This window comes from Micromonospora sp. SYSU B005 (genome assembly GCF_055362685.1).
The window spans coordinates 111462-129602 of sequence record NZ_JAXCFU010000004.1 but is presented as its reverse complement, the minus strand read 5'-3'; the positions used below and the strand labels follow the sequence as shown (position 1 = coordinate 129602).

The 18141-nt window shown below is 73.8% G+C and carries 16 protein-coding genes, 3 tRNA genes and 1 pseudogene; 6 read left to right on the top strand and 14 right to left on the bottom strand.

What is annotated here, in order from left to right; translation table 11 throughout:
• Positions 1-73 precede the first annotated feature (73 nt).
• Positions 74-298, bottom strand: a complete 225-nt coding sequence (locus SM452_RS12160; RefSeq protein ID WP_194799685.1) for a hypothetical protein — start codon at positions 296-298, stop codon at positions 74-76.
• A gap of 235 nt (positions 299-533) precedes the next feature.
• Between SM452_RS12160 and SM452_RS12155 the strand changes: the two genes are divergently transcribed.
• Positions 534-1379: a helix-turn-helix domain-containing protein gene (locus SM452_RS12155; protein WP_262014757.1), complete on the top strand. Its 846-nt coding sequence runs from the start codon at positions 534-536 to the stop codon at positions 1377-1379.
• 4 nt (positions 1380-1383) lie between these two features.
• A complete protein-coding gene (locus SM452_RS12150) occupies positions 1384-1575 on the top strand; it encodes a DUF397 domain-containing protein (RefSeq protein ID WP_262014756.1) in 192 nt (63 codons plus the stop codon).
• A 65-nt stretch (positions 1576-1640) separates the two neighbouring features.
• Here SM452_RS12150 and SM452_RS12145 read toward each other — a convergent pair whose 3' ends face one another.
• The 5 genes from SM452_RS12145 to SM452_RS12125 form a co-directional block, all read right to left on the bottom strand.
• Positions 1641-2690, bottom strand: a complete 1050-nt coding sequence (locus SM452_RS12145; protein ID WP_355514019.1) for an ROK family protein — start codon at positions 2688-2690, stop codon at positions 1641-1643.
• An 86-nt stretch (positions 2691-2776) separates the two neighbouring features.
• Complete coding sequence (locus SM452_RS12140) at positions 2777-3568, bottom strand: putative protein N(5)-glutamine methyltransferase (RefSeq protein ID WP_262014754.1); 792 nt, start codon at positions 3566-3568, stop codon at positions 2777-2779.
• A gap of 172 nt (positions 3569-3740) precedes the next feature.
• The gene (locus tag SM452_RS12135) at positions 3741-4859 is read right to left on the bottom strand and encodes a cystathionine gamma-lyase (protein WP_463839937.1); all 1119 of its coding nucleotides are present in this window, start codon (positions 4857-4859) and stop codon (positions 3741-3743) included.
• 11 nt (positions 4860-4870) lie between these two features.
• Complete coding sequence (locus SM452_RS12130; protein WP_463839936.1) at positions 4871-5878, bottom strand: NAD(P)H-dependent glycerol-3-phosphate dehydrogenase; 1008 nt, start codon at positions 5876-5878, stop codon at positions 4871-4873.
• On the bottom strand, positions 5875-6600 hold the full coding sequence (locus tag SM452_RS12125; protein ID WP_463839935.1) for a lysophospholipid acyltransferase family protein: 726 nt from the start codon (positions 6598-6600) through the stop codon (positions 5875-5877). Before SM452_RS12125 ends, SM452_RS12130 begins: the two co-directional genes overlap by 4 nt.
• Before the next feature lie 95 nt (positions 6601-6695).
• On the opposite strand from SM452_RS12125, the pseudogene cofC reads away from it, so the two are divergent.
• The 3 genes and pseudogenes from cofC to SM452_RS12110 form a co-directional block, all read left to right on the top strand.
• A pseudogene (gene cofC, locus SM452_RS12120) lies at positions 6696-7319 on the top strand (2-phospho-L-lactate guanylyltransferase); the annotation flags it as partial.
• Positions 7320-7595: 276 nt separating this feature from the next.
• Complete coding sequence (locus tag SM452_RS12115; protein WP_463839934.1) at positions 7596-9902, top strand: RNA degradosome polyphosphate kinase; 2307 nt, start codon at positions 7596-7598, stop codon at positions 9900-9902.
• Between the two features lie 7 nt (positions 9903-9909).
• Complete coding sequence (locus SM452_RS12110; RefSeq protein WP_355514010.1) at positions 9910-10827, top strand: NUDIX hydrolase; 918 nt, start codon at positions 9910-9912, stop codon at positions 10825-10827.
• A gap of 6 nt (positions 10828-10833) precedes the next feature.
• On the opposite strand, the gene SM452_RS12105 is transcribed toward SM452_RS12110, so the two are convergent.
• The 4 genes from SM452_RS12105 to leuC all read right to left on the bottom strand — a co-directional run bounded on the left by SM452_RS12105 (position 10834) and on the right by leuC (position 15766).
• On the bottom strand, positions 10834-12813 hold the full coding sequence (locus SM452_RS12105) for an endonuclease/exonuclease/phosphatase family protein (RefSeq protein WP_262014750.1): 1980 nt from the start codon (positions 12811-12813) through the stop codon (positions 10834-10836).
• Positions 12814-12949: 136 nt separating this feature from the next.
• Positions 12950-13561 (bottom strand): HU family DNA-binding protein, encoded by a 612-nt coding sequence (locus SM452_RS12100; protein WP_262014749.1) that lies wholly within the window; start codon positions 13559-13561, stop codon positions 12950-12952.
• A 159-nt stretch (positions 13562-13720) separates the two neighbouring features.
• Positions 13721-14308, bottom strand: coding sequence for a 3-isopropylmalate dehydratase small subunit (gene leuD, locus SM452_RS12095; protein ID WP_262014748.1), 588 nt, complete (start codon positions 14306-14308; stop codon positions 13721-13723).
• A gap of 15 nt (positions 14309-14323) precedes the next feature.
• The gene (gene leuC / locus SM452_RS12090; RefSeq protein ID WP_463839933.1) at positions 14324-15766 is read right to left on the bottom strand and encodes a 3-isopropylmalate dehydratase large subunit; all 1443 of its coding nucleotides are present in this window, start codon (positions 15764-15766) and stop codon (positions 14324-14326) included.
• Positions 15767-15815: 49 nt separating this feature from the next.
• On the opposite strand from leuC, the gene SM452_RS12085 reads away from it, so the two are divergent.
• Complete coding sequence (locus SM452_RS12085) at positions 15816-16502, top strand: IclR family transcriptional regulator (RefSeq protein WP_013284529.1); 687 nt, start codon at positions 15816-15818, stop codon at positions 16500-16502.
• Positions 16503-16651: 149 nt separating this feature from the next.
• On the opposite strand, the gene SM452_RS12080 is transcribed toward SM452_RS12085, so the two are convergent.
• From SM452_RS12080 to SM452_RS12065, 4 genes are all read right to left on the bottom strand, one after another.
• A tRNA-Glu gene (locus SM452_RS12080) sits at positions 16652-16724 on the bottom strand.
• A 151-nt stretch (positions 16725-16875) separates the two neighbouring features.
• A tRNA-Glu gene (locus tag SM452_RS12075) sits at positions 16876-16948 on the bottom strand.
• 76 nt (positions 16949-17024) lie between these two features.
• Positions 17025-17096, bottom strand: a tRNA-Gln gene (locus SM452_RS12070).
• A 107-nt stretch (positions 17097-17203) separates the two neighbouring features.
• Entirely contained in the window at positions 17204-18007 is an 804-nt protein-coding gene (locus SM452_RS12065; protein WP_013284528.1) for a fumarylacetoacetate hydrolase family protein, read from the bottom strand.
• Positions 18008-18141 lie beyond the last annotated feature (134 nt).

Below are 18141 nucleotides of genomic sequence, written 5' to 3'. Positions count from 1 at the left end.
TACCCGGGGAGACGCGGAGTCGCGTGGCAAACGGTCAAGGTGACATATACGGGGAGTAACGGAGTGGTGTGTCTCAGAAGGCCGGGTGCCGGGGCCGGCGGCCGACCGCGATGACCTTCACGCGCTGCCGGCCGGCCCGCACCATGCCCAGCGCCATGAACGCGCCGGCGATCCGGTCGGCCGCCTCCCGACTGCTCGCGCCGACCACCTGGCGGCGGCGTTCCGGGCTGGTCCGTTCGTCACGCCGGCTGCCGTCCGGCGGACGCACGTCGGTCAGGACCACCAGGAACCTGGTCACCGCGCAACCCCTCCCCGTCTCGTGGACCGGCAGGGGCACGCGGCGGTCGGATCGTGGGGGAGTGAAGAATCCGACCACCGCGCGCCCCATCCCCTCCGGTCGCTCACCACCACCGTCGCCACGACAACCGCCGGTGAGGACGCCGTCACACATTGACAGGTTCACCGGCATGAATGCAACTCTCATCGACTTTCTCTCATGCCCGCTTTCCCGCGAGATGTGCGACCATCGATACATGGCGCCGAAGACCGCCCGGGCCCGACGGCTCGGCATCGCCCTGCGGACCCACCGGGAGGCCGTCGGCCTCACCCTGGAGGCCGCGGCCGACGAGATCAACAGCACCCGGAGCACGCTGTCCCGCTACGAGAACGCGCAGACGCTCGTCAGCCCCGCCACCGTGCGCGCGCTGCTGACCAGCTACGGCGTGGACCCGGCCGACATCGCCGCGGCGGTGCAGCTGGCGAAGGACGCCCGCAAGCCGGGCTGGTGGGTGTCCTATTCGTACCTGCTGGACCAGCGCACCATCGACTTCATCGCGCTGGAGGCCGAGGCCACCGGCATCGCGAACTTCGAACCGTCGGTGGTGCCCGGTCTGCTCCAGACCGCCGACTACATCCGCGGGGTGATGCGCGGCGGGCCGCACACGCTCACCGACGAGCAGGTGGAGCAACGGGTCCAGCTACGGCTGGACCGCCAGCAGCGGCTCTCCGGGTCCGAGCCGCCGATCCTCGACGCCATCATCGACGAGGGCGCGCTGCTGCGCCCGGTCGGTGACCGCTCGGTCATGTCCGGCCAGCTCCAGCACCTGCTGAAGATGGCCGAGCTGCCGAACGTCACGGTGCAGGTGATCCCGCTCGCCGCCGGCTACCACCGGGGCACGCGGGGCTCGCTGCACATCCTGGAGTTCGCCGACCCGGAGGACCCGATCATCGCCTCGGTGGAGACAGTCGCCGGGCAGATGGTCCTCGACCGGCCGGGTGACCTGCGTACCTGCGCCAAGATCATGGAGCACCTGCGGACCGTGGCGCTGAGCCCGGCGGCCAGTCGGGACCAGCTCCTCCGCCTGCTGAACGAGAGGTGACCAGATGAACGGCACGAATCCCACACCGGCCCGCTGGCGCAAGAGCAGCCACAGCGGCGACGAGGGCGCCTGCGTGGAGATGGCGCCGCTGCCCGGCGCGGTGGCGGTCCGCGACTCGAAGGACCCGGCCGGCCCGGTGCTGGTGTTCCCGCCGCACGCCTGGGCCGCGTTCACCGCCGCGCCGCCGAGCGCCTGAGCGGCCCGCCGCCGCCCGCCTGGGCGTGACGCCGACCGCCTGGGCGGCCCGTCCGGCGGGCGACGTCAGCCGAGTGGGGCGGCGGCGGTGGCGGCACCGCGTACCGCCTCCAGCGCCGCGATGGCCACCCCCCGCGCACCGGCCATGTCCCGGTCCGGCACCAGCGCGAAGGTGGCCACCGCCCGCTGCTCCTCCCGGAGCACCGTGTGCTCGGCGACCGCGGCGAGGAACCAGTCCCGGAACTCCGGCGCCGCCTCCACCACGCCCCCGCCGACGAAGTACGCGTGCGGATCGGTGAAGTTGGCCGCGATGGTGAACAGCCGGCCCAGTGCCTTGGCCTGCTGGGTGAAGACCAGGCGGGCCAGCGGGTCGCCGCGTTCGCCGTAGCCGCGCAGCAGCTTCGCCGCCCGGTCCGGCTCCTCCGCCGCGAGCGGATGCTCCGGATGCCGGGCCAGCCAGTACGGCAGCAGGTTGCGCCGGATCGCGGTGAGCGAGGCGACGCTCTCCGCGTCCCCGGTGAAACCGCAGGCGCAGACCGGCGCCGCCTGGTCCGGCTCGATCAGGGCGTCCAGCGGGATGTGCACGTGCCCGAACTCGCCGGCCATGCCGGCCGCGCCGCCGACCACCCGGCCGGACTCCACCACGCCGCCGCCGAGCCCGGTGCCGACGATCGCGGACACCGACGACCGGGCCATCGCCCCGGCGCCGAAGTAGACGTGGTGGGCGTAGAGGGCTGCGGCGTTGCCGTCGTTGGCGTACACCACAGGCAGGCCCAGCCGCCGTTCCAGCGCGGTGCGCACGTCGAAGCCCCGCCAGGCGGGCTGGGAGAAGTTCGTCGAGCCGCGGGACGAGATCACACCGGTGGCGCTGGCCGGGCCGGGCGTGTCCAGCCCGACCGCGCGGACCAGGTCACGCGGTACGCCGGTGTGGGCCAGGACGCCGTCGAACGCCCGCGCCAGCGCCTCCACCGCCGCCTCCGGGCCGGCGCCGACGTCGCTCGGGATCTCCAGCAGCCCGTCCACCAGGAACCGGCCGTCGACGGTCAGCACCGTGGCGTTGTCACTAGTGCCCCCGTTGTCCAGCCCCACCACCACCGGCACACCTGCGCTGCCCACCGCCACCGCCTCCCGCCGCGCCTGACCCGAGGCTAGTTCCCGTCCGGGCCACCCGCCACGCCCCCGGCGGGACTCCCCCGCCGCGATCAGCCGGGACGGCGGGCGGTCACCGCTGTCGCCTCGCGTTCCTCGTCGCGGACCACCGCCGGCTCCAGCCCCGCGGCGGTGAACACGGCGCACAGCTCCGGGGCCTGCGCGACGCTCACCTCGACCACGACGTGCCCGCCCGGGGCGAGCCACTCGGCCGCGCCGGAGGCGACCCGGCGCAGCACGGCCAGGCCGTCGGTGCCGCCGTCCAGCGCCACCGGCGCCTCGTACAGGCGTGCCTCGGCCGGCAGCGAGGCCACCGCGGCGGTCGGCACGTACGGCGCGTTCGCCACCACCAGGTCCAGCGTCCCGCGCCGGCCGGCCGGCAGCGCGTCGAACAGGTCGCCCTGGTAGACCGGGACGCCCAGTGGTTCGAGGTTGCGCCGGGCGCAGGCCACCGCCACCGGGTCGATGTCGGCGGCGGCCAGCCAGCGCGGCGTCAGCCGCTCGTGCAGCACCACGGCGGCGGCGCCGCAGCCGCAGCACAGGTCGAGCACCGCGGGTGCCGGCCCGGCCAGCGCCGTCGCGGTGTCGACGAGCAGGGCGGTACGACCGCGCGGCACGAATACCCCCGGGTGTACGGCGATGCGGCGGCCGCAGAACTCGGCCCAGCCGAGCAGATGCTCCAGCGGCAGGCCGGCGACGCGACGGTCGGCCAGCCGGGTCAGCGACTGCGCCGAGTCGGCGGCGGCGATCAGCAGGTCCGCCTCGTCCTCGGCGAAGACGCAACCGGCGGCGCGCAGCCGCCGGACGAGGGCCGGACGGTCGGGGGTGAACACGGTGGATGCCATGGCAAGCCTTTCGGGAAGCGCTCGTCGGCGCCCCCGGCGTCGCCTCAACCCCGAAGCGACGCGGACTCGGAGGGAGCACCGGTCCTCTGCTTGTGGATCGGACTCACCTCCTCGGGTCGGGGCCGCACGGGCCGTGGCTGCCCGTCACCTTAGCCCAGCGGCCGATACGCCGTCAGCCCGCCGCGTCCAGCGCCGCCGTCACGTCGGCGAGCAGGTCGGCGGTGTCCTCGACGCCGCAGGAGAACCGCACGAAGCCCGGCGTCGTGTCGTCGCCCCACTGGGCCCGCCGGTCGGCGGTGCTGTGCAGGCCACCGAACGAGGTGGCGGCGGCCACCAACCGGGAGGCGGCGAGGAACCGGGCCACCCGGCGCTCGTCACCCAGGTCGAACGAGAGCACACCCGGTACGCGCCGCATCTGGGCCGACGCGACCGGGTACGCCGGATCGTCCGGCCGTCCGGGCCAGCGCAGGCCGGTGACGTCCGGGCGGTCCGCGAGCAGGTCGGCCAGCGCCCGCGCGTTCGCGGTCTGCCGGGCCAGCCGCAGGTCGAGCGTGGCCAGCGACCGGTGGGCCAGCCAGCAGTCGAACGCGCCGGGCACGCCGCCGGTGGTGTTGCGCCAGGTGGTCGTCGCGTCCCGCAGCCCGGCGTCCCGTGTCGCCAGGTAGCCGAGCAGCAGGTCCGAGTGGCCGGTCAGCGCCTTCGTGCCGGAGGCGACCACCACGTCCGCGCCGAGGTCCAGCGGGCGCTGGCCGAGCGGCGTGGCGGTGGTGTTGTCCACCGCCACCAGCGTTCCCGCGGCGTGCGCGGCGGCGGCCACCGCCGCCACGTCGACGACGTCCAGGCCGGGGTTCGCCGGAGTCTCCAGCAGCACCAGCCGCACACCGTCGAACGACGGGTACGGCCCGGCCGTGGGCACGAGCACCACGCGTACCCCGAGCTGCTCCAGCGCGCCGGAGGCGAAGGAGCGCACCGAGTAGTAGCCGTCGGCGGGCAGCAGCACGGTGTCGCCGAGGCGCAGCACTGTCAGCAGCAGCCCGGTGATGGCGGCCTGGCCGCTGGCGAAGACCCGGCAGTCGCCGCCCTCCAGTTCGCCGATCGCCGTCTCCAGCAGCCGCCGGGTGGGGTTGTCGGGCCGCCCGTACCCGTCCACCGCCGCCGACGGGCCGCGCTCGGGGTCCAGGTGGTACGGCGCGGCGAAGACCGGGCCGGGCAGCAACGGCTGCCCGGGTACCGCGTCCGGCAGGCCGGCGTGCACGCTGCGCGTGCCGTCACCCCAGTGCTCGCTGCTCATCTCCGCTCCGCTCACTCGTACGACTCGGGCTTGGCGGTGCGGCTCATCAGCGCGTCCACCGCCAGGCGCGGATCCATCCCCTCGTGGCAGATCCGCTCGATCTGCTCGGTGATCGGCATCTCGACGCCGTGCGCGCGGGCCAGGTCGCGGATGGCCAGGCAGCTCTTGACGCCCTCGGCGGTCTGCCGGGTGGCCGCCTGGGCCTGTTCCAGCGTCTCGCCCCGGCCCAGGTGCTCGCCGAAGGTGCGGTTGCGGGCCATCGGCGACGAGCAGGAGGCGACCAGGTCACCCATGCCGGCCAGCCCGGCGAACGTGATCGGGTCGGCGCCGAGCGCCACGCCCAGCCGGGCGGTCTCGGCCAGGCCGCGGGTCATCAGCATGGCCCGGGTGTTGTCGCCGAAGCCCATCGCGGTGGCGATGCCGTACGCCAGCGCGATCACGTTCTTCACCGCGCCGCCCAGCTCGCAGCCGATCACGTCGTCGTTCGTGTACGGGCGGAAGTACGGCGTGCGGATGGACGCCTGCACCAGCGCGGTACGGCGGCTGTCGGTGCCCGCGACCACTGTGGCGGCCGGCTGTTCGGCGGCGATCTCCGGGGCCAGGTTGGGCCCGGAGACCACCACCACCCGGTCGGCGGGCACCCCGGCGGTCTCGGTGATCACCTGGCTCATCCGCTTGGTGGTGCCCAGCTCGATGCCCTTCATCAGCGACACGAGCGTGGCGTCCGGCGCCAGGTACGGCGTCCAGTCGGCGAGGTTGCCGCGCAGCGTCTGCGAGGGCACCGAGAGCACCACCACCTCGGCCCCCTCGATCGCCTCGGCGGCGTCGCCGGTGGCGGTCACCCGGTCGGGCAGGCGGATCCCCGGCAGGTACTCCGGGTTGTGCCGCCCGGTCCGGATCGCCTCGGCCACGGCGGCCCGGCGGGCCAGGACCGTCACGTCCCGCCCGGCGTCGGCGAGGATCTTGGCGAACGCGGTCCCCCAGGAACCGGCGCCCAGCACGGCGACGTGCCCGCTCATTCGGTGACCTCCCGGGTGCCGGTGCGGGCGGGCCGCTGCCAGAGTGGCGGTGGTGTGCCGCCGCGGATCTCCGCGACCAGATCCCGGATGCGCAGCATGATGGTGTCCGTCATCTCCTCCAGGATCGGCCGGGTCGGCGTGGCGCCGGCCCAGCGGCTCAGGTCCACCGGCGGCCCGGCGATCACCGTCACCGGGGTACGCGGGCGCAGCCCGAACCGGGCCGTACGCGGGTCGAACATCCGTTCCGGGCCGACCATCGCGATCGGGACCACCGGGGCGCCGGTGGCCAGCGCCAGCCGGGCCGCGCCGGTCTTGCCCTTCATCGGCCACAGGTCCGGCTCCCGGGTGGTGGTGCCCTCCGGGTAGATCACCACGGCACCCCCCTCGGCCAGCGCGGCGACCAGCTTGTCCAGCGACTTGACCGCCTCGACGGTGCCCCGCTCGACCGGGATCTGCTGGCAGCGGTGCAGGATCGCGCCGACCACCGGCACCCGGAACACGCTGGCCTTGCCGAGGAAGCGCGGCCAGCGGCCGGCGTCGTAGATGTAGTGCGCGACCACGAGCGGGTCGGCGTGCGAGATGTGGTTCGGCACGAGGATCACGCCGCCGTCGCCGCGCAGGTGCTCCATGCCCCGCCAGGTGCGCCGGGTCCAGACCGTCATCAGCGGCTTCACCAGCACCACGGCGAGTCGTCGCCAGAACCCCAGCCTCCGCCGTGCCACTCTGCCTCCTCGATCCGCCCACGCGCCCCGGCACAGAATCATGCCTGTTCGCCCCCGCTGCGGCCAGTGCGGGTACCGCCGCCCTCGCTGGCAGGATGGTCGGCGTGTCTGAGGCCCGCTGGACCGTGGTGATGCCGGTGAAGCGCCTTCCGGCGGCGAAGAGCCGTCTGCGGGGCGCGCTGCCCGGCGTACCCCATGAGGAGCTGGCGCTGGCCCTGGCGGCCGACACGCTGCGCGCGGTGCGGGCGTGCCCGGCGGTCGCCGGGGTGCTCGTGGTCACCGACGACCCGCTGGTGGCGGCGGCGGCCGGCGCGGCGGGCGCCGGCGTCGCCGCCGACCCCGGCGGCGGGCTCAACGCGGCGTTCCGGCACGGCGCGGCCGTCGCCGGGCCGCACGCCGCGGTGGCCGGCCTGACCGCCGACCTGCCCGCGCTGCGACCGGCCGACCTGGCCGCCGCGCTGCGGGCCGGCCAGGGGGTACGCGGGTTCGTGGCCGACGCCCCGGGCGGAGGCACAGTGCTGCTCGCCGCGCCGGCCGGGACGCCGCTGGCGCCGCAGTTCGGGCCGGGATCGGCCGCGGCGCACGCGGCGAGCGGGGCGCTGCCGCTCGCCGGGGAGTGGCCCAGCCTGCGCCGGGACGTGGACACCCCGGCGGACCTGGCCGACGCCGCCGGGCTGGGCGTGGGGCCGCGCACCGCCGCGCTGCTGGCCCGGGTCGCCGGGGCGGTCCGGTACGGTGCTGGCATGCAGGGGACGGTGGCCACCTACGACGCGTCGACCCGCAGCGGCGTGCTGCTGCTCGACGACGGCACCGAGCTGGCGTTCCCGGCCCGCGCGTTCGACGCCTCCGGGCTGCGGCTGCTCCGTTTGGGGCAGCGTGTCCGGATCGAGCGGGACGCCGACGGCGAGGTGGTCCGGGTGACCTTGCCGACGATGGCGTGAACAACCTGGCCCGAGTTCATTTTCCGTTCACCCTTATCGGGGAATCATGAGGTGGTGAGCACCCCTCGCGAGCACCCCGACGGCCCGCCGCCGATCCTCGACCCCGGCACGCCCCGCAACGGCCGCCCCACCCGCGGCCCGGACGGGCGGTTCCGCCAGACCCGGCCCCCGGAGGAGCGCCTCGGCGCCGACCCGGACGCGGCCGGCGCGACCGGCCTGGACGAGCCGCTCGACCCGGTGGAGGGCCCCGGCCCGGTCGGCGAGACCGCCGCGGACGCCGCCCCGCCGGCCGTACCGCCGCTGCCGGAGGACCGTTTCCTCAACCGGGAGCTGTCCTGGCTCGACTTCAACGCCCGGGTGCTGGCGCTCGCCGAGGATCCGCGCACCCCGCTGCTGGAACGGGCGAAGTTCCTGGCCATCTTCGCCAGCAACCTGGACGAGTTCTACATGGTCCGGGTGGCCGGGTTGAAGCGGCGGCTCTCCGCCGGCCTGCCGGTACGCGGCGGCGACCGGCTGCCGCTGCGCACCCAGCTCGACCTGATCACCGAGAAGGCCGCGGGCCTGGTCGCCCGGCACGCCGCCTGCCTGGTCGACGACGTGCTGCCGAAGCTCGCCGCCGAGGACATCCGCATACTGCGCTGGAGCGACCTGGACGACGCGGAGCGGGAGCGGCTGCGCACCTGGTTCCGGGAGCACATCTTCCCGGTGCTCACCCCGCTGGCGGTCGACCCGGCGCACCCGTTCCCGTACATCTCCGGCCGGTCGCTGAACCTGGCCGTGTCGGTGCGCGACCCGGACGGCGGCTCGGAGCTGTTCGCCCGGGTCAAGGTGCCGAACAACGTGCCCCGGTTCGTCCGGGTGCACCGCGACCAGCCGGGCGTGCGGTTCCTGCCGGTCGAGGACCTCATCTCGGTGCACCTCGGCCAGCTGTTCTCCGGCATGCAGGTGGTCGAGTGCCACCTGTTCCGGGTGACCCGCAACGCCGAGGTGGAGGTGGACGAGGACCGCGACGAGGACCTGCTCCAGGCGCTGGAACGGGAGCTGGCCCGGCGCCGGTTCGGCCCGCCGGTACGCCTGGAGGTCGCCGCGTCCATCTCCGACCACATGCTGGAGCTGCTGGTCCGTGAGCTGGACATGGACGGCCACGACGTGCTGCGGGTCCGCGGCCTGCTCGACCTGTCCGCGCTGTGGCAGGTGTACGGCGAGGCGGACCGGCCCGACCTGAAGGACCCGTCGTTCGTGCCGGCCACCCATCCGCGGCTGGCCGAGGGTGAGGTGCCGCGCAGCGTCTTCGCCACGCTGCGCGACGGCGACGTGCTGGTGCACCACCCGTACCACTCGTTCGCGACGAGCGTGCAGCGCTTCGTCGAGCAGGCGGCGGCCGACCCGAACGTGCTCGCCATCAAGCAGACGCTCTACCGCACCAGCGGCGACTCCCCGATCGTGGACGCGCTCGTCGACGCGGCCGCCGCCGGCAAGCAGGTGGTGGTGCTGGTGGAGCTGAAGGCGCGCTTCGACGAGGTGGCGAACATCGGCTGGGCCCGCACGCTGGAACGGGCCGGCTGTCACGTCGTGTACGGCCTGGTGGGGCTCAAGACGCACTGCAAGACCGCGCTGGTGGTACGCCAGGAGGGCAACCAGATCCGCCGCTACTGCCACATCGGCACCGGCAACTACCACCCGAAGACGGCCCGGCTCTACGAGGACTTCGGCATGCTCACCGCCGACCCGGAGATCGGCGCCGACCTGACCGACCTGTTCAACGTGCTCACCGGTTACAGCCGGCAGACCGCGTTCCGGCGGCTGCTGGTGGCGCCGCAGGGCATCCGCAGCGGCCTGATCGAACGCATCGACAGGGAGATCGAACACGTCCGGCTGGGCATGCCGGGGCTCGTGCAGTTCAAGGTGAACTCCCTGGTGGACGAGGAGATCACCGACGCGCTCTACCGGGCGTCGCGGGCCGGCGTGCACGTGGACCTGCTGATCCGCGGCATGTGCACGCTGCGGCCGGGCGTGCCGGGGCTGTCGGAGAACATCCGGGTCCGCTCGATCCTCGGCCGGTTCCTGGAACACTCCCGGATCTTCCGGTTCGGCAACAACGGCGACGCCGAGTTCTGGATGGGCTCGGCCGACCTGATGCACCGCAACCTGGACCGCCGGGTCGAGGCGCTGGTGCAGGTGAGCGACCCGGTGGCCCGGGCCGAACTGGACCACGTCCTCACCGCCGCGTTCGATCCGGACGTGGACGCGTTCGAGCTGGCTGCCGACGGCACCTGGCACCGGCGTACCGGGGACGGCGACGTGCGGCTGACCCACCTCCAGGATCTGTTGCTGCGCCGGGTCGGCGGCCGGGCGGACTGACCGGGCCGTGGCGGGTGCCGGGCGGGCATACGGTGAGCGGGTGAGCGACGACGAACCGGTACGGATCCGGGCCGCCGGTGGCGTGGTGTGGCGCCCGGGTCCGGCCGGCGTCGAGGTCTGCCTCGTGCACCGCCCCCGGTACGGCGACTGGTCGCTGCCGAAGGGCAAGCTGGACCGCGGCGAGCACCCGCTCGTGGCCGCCGTCCGCGAGGTGGCCGAGGAATCAGACGTCCGCGCCGTGCCGCAGGTCCGCCTGCCCACCGTCCGCTACCGCAGCGAGGGTCTCGCCAAGGCGGTCGACTACTGGTCCATGCGGGCGGCCGGCACCGGCGGTTTCCAGCCCGGCACCGAGGTCGACGACGTGGCCTGGTTCCCGGTCGACGACGCGGTACGCCGGGTCAGCTATCCGCACGACGCCGAGGTGATCGCCGCGTTCGCGGCGCTGCCGCCGGTCACCGCGACGGTGCTGCTGGTCCGGCACGCGCACGCCGGCAAGCGCGGCACCTGGACCGGCCCGGACCACGGCCGCCCGCTCGACGACAAGGGATGGACGCAGGCGCGGGCGCTGGTCCCGCTCGTCGCGCTGGTCCGCCCGGCCCGCCTGTTCTCCGCCTCGGCCCGGCGTTGCGTGCAGACGCTCGACCCGGCGGCGGCCCGGCTGGACCTGCCGATCGAGGTCTGCGGCGACTTCGACGAGCCGGCGCCGGGCCAGCAGGTCGAGGAGTGCGCGCTCGCCGCCGCGGCCCGGCTCGTCGCGCTGGCGCAGGCCGCCGGGACGGTGGCGGTGTGCAGCCAGGGCAAGGTGATCCCGGGCGCGCTGGAACGGCTCACCGGCCGGGTGGACGAGGACTTCACCACCGACAAGGGCGGCGGCTGGCTGCTGCCGTTCGCCGGTGACCGGCTGGTCCTCCCCGACCGTCTGTGAGGCGGTTCAGGACAGCGTGACGGTGAGCGTCACCGGGAGGTGGTCGCTGGCCTCGGTGCGCGGCGCGCGTACCTCGGTGGCGGTCAGCCCCGGCGAGGTGAAGACATGGTCGATCTGGGTGCGCGGATCGTCGGCCGGGCTGGTCCGCAGCGGCCGGGCCGCGGCCAGCGCGTCCACCAGCCCCGCGCGGGTGAACTCGGCGAACGCCGGGTCGTCCGGCTCGGTGTTCAGGTCACCGCCGAGCACCAGTGGGCGGCCGTTCGCGTACCGGCCGGCGAATTCGGCCACCTCGCCCGCCTGCTCGACCGGATCCCGGCCGGGCGGCGGTTGCAGGTGCGTGGCCACCACCGCCAGTTCCCGCCCGCCGAGTTCGAGCGTGACGCCGAGGGCCTGCGCCCCGGTCGGCGCGCCGTGCGCGGTCAGCCGCCGCGTCTGCCCGGACCGCATCGGGAAACGGCTGAGCACCGCGTCGCCCCAGACCGGGTCGGCGGCGGGCCCGAAGACGTACGGCATCCCCAGCCGCCCGGCCAGCAGCGCCAGCGTGTCGTGGCCGCCGTTGAGCCACCAGCCCCGGTCGACCTCGCTGAGCAGCACCACGTCGGCGCCGCGCAACTCCCGGGCCACCGCGTCCAGGTCCAGCCGCCCGTCCAGGCCGAACCCCATCCGGATGTTGTACGCCGCCACCCGTACCGCCGCCGGCGCCGTCGTGGCCCGGGCCGGTGCGGGCGGTACGTGCAGCGCGGCGCCGAGCCCGGCCAGCACGGTGAGCCCGGCCAGGGCCGCGACCCGGACCGTTGCGGGCAGCACCGGGCCAGGTGCGGCCGCGCCGGGCTGGACGGGCGCGGTAGCCGCCACCAGAGCCACCAGGACGGCCGCGGCGACCGGCGCCCAGCCGTTGGGGTACCCCAGGTCGTAGGCGGCGTAGTAGGCGACCGTGGCCACCGCGAACACCAGCATCCCGAGCGTCGCCGCCCGACCGCGCCGCGTCCCCGCCCGCCCGTCGTCCGCGCCTCGTTCGTCAGTGGCGCCGGCCGGGCCGTCGTCGGCGGCCGTGTCGGTGCGGGCCAGGCAGCCGCCGAGGCCGGCGGCGGTGAGCAGGTACGCCGGGACGAGCAGCCCGGTCACGAACAGCACCGACCCGGCGAGCAGCGCGAGCGGCCACAGCACCCGCGCCACGCGCGCCGGTGCCCGGAACAACGCCGCCGCGAGGAACAGCAGCACCGCGAGCGCGCCCGGCAGGGCACCGTTTCCGGGGCGGACGAGGCCGGGGAAATCAGGCGATCCGGTGCCGGCGGCGGCGCTCCAGAGCGCCGGGGCGAGCGCCACCTGCCCGGCCAGCAACAGCGCCGGACCGCACAGCAACCAGGCCCGGCGGCCCGGGGTGGGCACGCGCCGCCCGGCGTCGCCGTCCGCCACATCCGTCGCCGGGGCGGCCGTCCGCGCCGCGTCGCCGCGTACCGGAGCGGCGGCCCGGTCCCGCAGTACCGCCACCGAGGCGGCCAGGAACGCCGGCACCAGCAGGGCGCTCAGGCTCCAGGCGAGCACACCGCCGCGCCACACCAGGTCCTCGGTGCCGAGCAGGGCATGCCCGACCGCGTTCCCGGCCAGCCCGAGCGCCAGCCCGGCGACCGGCCTTGGCACCGACGCGGCGATCGCGGCGAGCCAGATCAGGCCGGCGAGCAGTCCGGCGCAGGCCAGCCAGAGCTGGGCCGGGCCGCCGGGTTGCGCGGTCAGCGCCAGCCGGGCCGCCGCCAGCACGCCCGCCGCGGCGAGTCCGACCGGGGCGGCGCCGATGCGGCGTACGAGTGTGGGCGCGGCGAGCGCCAGCACGAACCAGCCGAGCGCGAACGCGCCGAGCAGCTCGGCGGGTGTCTCGGCGGCCTGGCCGAACAGGGTGATGACCGACGGGAGCCAGACGCGGAGCACGTCCAGCAGGACCGCGATACCGAGCGCGAGCGTGAGGGTGGAGAGGTGACGGTGCCGCACGGGGCGCCTCTTCTCGTGACCGACGGGGGTTTTCGGCACGGCGATTCTGCGGGGCGCGACGGCGGGCGGTCAACGGCGTACCCATGCGAAAGGGCGCCCACCGCGAACGGTGGGCGCCCTTTCGTGGGCCGTCCGGTCAGCGCCGGGTGGCGGCCTTCTTGGCCGGTGCCTTCTTCGCGGGCGCCTTCTTGGCCGCCGTGGTCTTCTTCGCCGTGGCGGACTTCGCCGCAGTCGTCTTCTTGGCGGTGGCGGTCTTCTTCGCCGCGGTGGACTTCGCCGCGGTCGTCTTCTTCGCCGCCGTGGTCTTGGTCGCGGCGGCCTTCTTCGCCGGCGCGGCCTTCTTGGTAGCGGTGGTCTTGGTGGCCTTGGTGGCCTTCGCCGCCGTGGTCTTCTTGGCGGCAGCGGTGGTCCGGCCGCCGGTGGCCTTGGCGGCACCGGTGGTCTTCTTCGCGGCGGCGGTGTCCTTCGGCACCTTGCCGCTGGCCACCATCTCCTTGAAGCCCGCGCCCGCCCGGAACGTCGGGACGGAGGTCTTCTTGACCTTCACCGCCTCGCCGGTCCGCGGATTGCGCGCTGTTCGGGCTCCCCGGACGCGCTTCTCGAACGCTCCGAAACCGGTGATCGCCACCTTCTCGCCCTTGGTGACCGCCGCCTGGACCTCAGCGAGAACCGCGTCGAGCGCGGCCGTCGCCGTCTTCCGGTCCCCCAGGCGAACGGCGAGCGCCTCGATGAGCTCGGCCTTGTTCACGACTTCCTCCCGATTGTGCAACTGACTCGACGCGAGCCATTCTGCGCGCACGGTATGCCCTGTGCTGCCTGGACACAAACATTCGGTGGAAAAAAGCCCTTGTGTCGTAACGGATTCGCCCCCACCGGATGCACCGGTGGGGGCGAATAGCGCTTGAGGTCAGGCGATCGAGGGCAGGAACGCCGGCCGGGCCGCCTCGTACGTGCTGATCTCGGACTCGTGCCGGAGAGTGAGTCCAATGTCGTCCAAGCCCTCCATCAGCCGCCAACGGCTGTGGTCGTCCAGCGGGAACGCCCAGGTGGCGTCACCGGCGTGGACCTGACGGGCGGCGAGGTCGACAGTGATCGGCGTGGTCGGCTCGGATTCCACGAGATCCCACAGTTCTTCCACGGCTTTCAATTCCAGCTCGACCGGAAGGAGGCCTTCCTTGAGCGCGTTGCCGCGGAAGATGTCGCCGAAGCGAGGCGAGATGACGGCCCGGAAGCCCCAGTCCCGCAGCGCCCAGACGGCGTGCTCCCGGGAGGATCCGGTGCCGAACTCGGGGCCGGCGATCAGAATCGACGCACCTGAATGGGCGGGATCGTTGAGGACGAATGACGGGTCCTCCCGCCACGCGTTGAACAGACCGTCGGCGAATCCGGTCCGGGTCACCCGCTTGAGGTACACGGCGGGGATGATCTGGTCGGTGTCCACGTTGGATCGGCGCAGCGGCACGGCCGTGCCGGTGTGGGTGGTGAACTTGTCCATCAGTCGGCTGCCCTTCTACAGATCGGCGGGGGCGGCCAGCCGGCCGACCACGGCGGTGGCGGCGGCGACCGGCGGGGACACCAGGTGGGTACGCCCGCCCCGGCCCTGGCGGCCCTCGAAGTTGCGGTTGGAGGTCGAGGCGGAGCGCTCACCCGGCTTCAGCGTGTCCGGGTTCATGCCCAGGCACATGGAGCAGCCGGCGAAGCGCCACTCGGCGCCGGCTTCGGTGAAGACCTTGTCCAGCCCCTCGATCTCGGCCGCCTCGCGGACCGCGGCGGAGCCGGGGACCACGAGCATGCGTACGCCGTCGGCGACCCGGCGCCCGCGCAGCACCTCGGCGGCGGCCCGCAGGTCCTCCAGGCGGCCGTTGGTGCAGGAGCCGACGAACACCACGTCCACCGCGAGGTCGCGCATCGGGGTGCCCGGGGTGAGGTCCATGTACTCCAGCGCGCGACGGGCGGCGACCCGCTCCGGCTCGGCGACGAAGTCCTCCGGGTCTGGCACGGTGGCGCCCAGCGGCACGCCCTGCCCGGGGTTGGTGCCCCAGGTGACGAACGGCGTGATCCGGCTCGCGTCGAGCGTGACCTCGGTGTCGAAGGTCGCCCCCTCGTCGGTGGGCAGCGTCCGCCAGTACTCCAGCGCCGCGTCCCAGTCGTCGCCCTGGGGCGCGTTGGGCCGCCCCTTCAGGTACGCGAACGTGGTCTCGTCCGGCGCGATCATGCCGGCCTTGGCGCCCCACTCGATGGACATGTTCGCGATCGTCATCCGCCCCTCCATCGAGAGGTCGCGGATCGCCTCGCCCCGGTACTCGACGATGTGCCCACGCCCGCCGCCGGTGCCGACCTGCGCGATCAGCGCGAGCACCAGGTCCTTGGCGGTGACGCCGGGCGCCAGCTCGCCGACCACGTTCACGGCCATGGTCTTCGGGCGGGCCTGCGGCAGCGTCTGCGTGGCCAGCACGTGTTCGACCTCACTGGTGCCGATGCCGAACGCCAGCGCGCCGAACGCGCCGTGGGTGGCGGTGTGCGAGTCGCCGCACACGATCGTCATGCCGGGCTGGGTGAGGCCCAGCTGCGGGCCGATGACGTGCACGATGCCCTGGTTCTCGTCGCCCAGCGGGTGCAGGCGGACGCCGAACTCGGCGCAGTTGCGGCGCAGCGTCTCGATCTGGGTGCGGGAGGTGGGGTCCGCGATCGTGAGCAGGTCGCCGCGCCGGGAACGGAACGCCGGGTCGTCGTACCCGGTCGGGGTGTTGTGGTCCTCGGTCGCGATCGTCAGGTCGGTACGGCGGACCCCGCGCCCGGCCAGACGCAGCCCGTCGAACGCCTGCGGGCTGGTCACCTCGTGCAGCAGGTGCAGGTCGATGAAGAGCAGGTCCGGCTCGCCGGCGGCGGAGCGGACCACGTGTGCGTCCCAGACCTTCTCGGCCAGGGTCCTCGGTTGAGTGACTCCCACCATCTGGACATCCTAAATTCTGGGAGGTAAATTTCGGCTTGTGGGACACAGTATGAGCGGTGTCGGCGTTCTCGACAAGGCGGTGGTCATCCTGGCCGCCTGTGTCGACGGCGCCAGCCTGGCCGAACTCGTTGAACGCACCAAGCTGCCCCGGGCCACCGCGCACCGGCTGGCACAGGCGCTGGAGATCCACCGGATGCTCGTCCGGGACACCCAGGGGCGCTGGCGCCCGGGCCCACGCCTGGGCGAGTTGGCGAACGCGGCCCCGGACGTGCTCCTGACCGCCGCCGAGCCGCTGCTCGCCGCGCTACGGGACGCCACCGGCGAAAGCGCCCAGCTCTACCTGCGCCGCGCCGACGAGCGGATCTGTGTGGCCGCCGCCGAGCGCGCCAGCGGCCTGCGGGACACCGTCCCGGTCGGCTCGGTGCTGCCGATGACCGCCGGCTCGGCGGCGCAGATCCTGCTCGCCTGGGAGCCCCCGGAGGCGGTCATGCCGCTGCTCCCCCGCTCCAAGTTCACCGGCCGCACGCTGGCCGAGGTGCGGCGGCGCGGGTGGGCGCAGAGCGTCGCCGAGCGGGAGGCGGGTGTGGCGAGCGTCTCGGCGCCGATCCGCGACCGTACCGGCCGGGTGATCGCCGCGATCAGCATCTCCGGCCCGATCGAGCGCCTCGGCCGCCGCCCCGGCGAACGCCACGCCATGGCCGTGGTCCGAGCCGGCCAGCGCCTCTCCGGCCTCTGACCCACCCACCCACCCCCTTCGCGTTGATCATGAAGTTGGCGGCATTTTTGATCTCCCCGGCTGCCGCCAACTTCATGATCAACGGGGCGGGGAGGGGCGGGTAATGCGAACGGCCCGCCTCGCGGAGCGAGACGGGCCGTTCGTGGGTGTAGCCCCGACCGGATTCGAACCGGCGCTACCGCCTTGAGAGGGCGGCGTCCTGGGCCGCTAGACGACGGGGCCAGGCACTTTTCGTGCTTCACCACCCTGCCGGGCGGTGTGGCAGTAGTCTAGCGGCATCCCGCGCGGCACCATCGCCGGGGGGCACCCCCTGCACACGTGCACCGGACAGCAGAAAGCCCGCCCCGGAAAACGGGACGGGCTGTCGGTGCTGTAGCCCCGACCGGATTCGAACCGGCGCTACCGCCTTGAGAGGGCGGCGTCCTGGGCCGCTAGACGACGGGGCCAGAACCTTCATTGCACTCCGCCAGCGTGAACTGCCGGAATCCAGCGTCCGAGGGCTCTCACGAACCCTCGGTTGCGCTGGGGTACCAGGACTCGAACCTAGACTAACTGAACCAGAATCAGTCGGGCTGCCAATTACCCCATACCCCATTGGCCCCTTGCGGCGCCGGGAATGAACTTTACCCTCCCGGTGCCGACAGGCCAAATCCAACCCCTCGAAACCCACCTGACCAGCGGAAACGAGGCATCGGAGCGGATCAGGCGACAGGGACCACCGGGTTGCTCAGCTCCCCGATCCCCTGGATCCGCACGGTGACCGTATCCCCCTCGGTGAGCGGACTAACCCCCGCCGGCGTGCCGGTGAGGACCACGTCGCCGGGCAGCAGCGTCATCACGTGCGAGATGTACGACACCAGGCCCGGTACGTCGAACACCATGTCCTTGGTCCGGCCGAGCTGACGTACCTCCATCTCCTCCGGGTTGCGGCCCACCTCACACCGGATCTCCAGGTCGCTCACGTCGAGCCCGGTGGTGATCCACGGCCCGATCGGGCAGAACGAGTCGAAGCCCTTGGCGCGGGTCCACTGCCCGTCGGAGCGCTGGAGGTCCCGCGCGGTGACGTCGTTGGCGCAGGTGTAGCCGAAGATGGCCCGTTCGGCGGCGGCCCGGTCGGCGCGGCGGGCGCCGGGGGCGCCGATCACCACGGCGAGTTCCGCCTCGTGCTCGACCTGCTTGGAGAAGATCGGCAACCGGATGGCATCGCGGGGGCCGATCACCGAGGTGGACGGCTTGAGGAACAGCAGCGGCTCCTTCGGCACCTCGCTGCCGTGCTCGGCGGCGTGTTCGGCGTAGTTACGGCCGACACACACCACCTTGCTGGGCAGGATCGGCGACAGCAGCCGGACGTCGGAGAGCGCCCAGCGGGCGCCGGAGAACTGGATCTGCCCGAACGGGTGGCCTTCGATCTCGGCGATGGTCAGGCCCTGCGGCCCGGCCTCCGGCTCGCCCTCGACGACCCCGAACGACATTCCCTTGGCATGAGCGAAACGAGCGATACGCACCCGGCCAATCTATCCCCGCCCGCGGGCCGCCCGGCGGCCACCGGCAGGCGGCACGCCCCGGCCGCCGCGCGCCACACCCTCACCGGCCGCCGGCGGCACCGGATCGGCGGCCGGACAGGGTACGCGCGATCGCG

Coding starts and splice junctions, on each gene's coding strand:
- SM452_RS12140 (WP_262014754.1), bottom strand. CDS start 3,568: ATGGCATCCACCGTGTTCACCCCCGACCGTCCGGCCCTCGTCCGGCGG.
- SM452_RS12085 (WP_013284529.1), top strand. CDS start 15,816: ATGAGCGGTGTCGGCGTTCTCGACAAGGCGGTGGTCATCCTGGCCGCC.
- SM452_RS12155 (WP_262014757.1), top strand. CDS start 534: ATGGCGCCGAAGACCGCCCGGGCCCGACGGCTCGGCATCGCCCTGCGG.
- leuC (WP_463839933.1), bottom strand. CDS start 15,766: ATGGTGGGAGTCACTCAACCGAGGACCCTGGCCGAGAAGGTCTGGGAC.
- SM452_RS12135 (WP_463839937.1), bottom strand. CDS start 4,859: ATGAGCAGCGAGCACTGGGGTGACGGCACGCGCAGCGTGCACGCCGGC.
- SM452_RS12130 (WP_463839936.1), bottom strand. CDS start 5,878: ATGAGCGGGCACGTCGCCGTGCTGGGCGCCGGTTCCTGGGGGACCGCG.
- SM452_RS12150 (WP_262014756.1), top strand. CDS start 1,384: ATGAACGGCACGAATCCCACACCGGCCCGCTGGCGCAAGAGCAGCCAC.
- leuD (WP_262014748.1), bottom strand. CDS start 14,308: ATGGACAAGTTCACCACCCACACCGGCACGGCCGTGCCGCTGCGCCGA.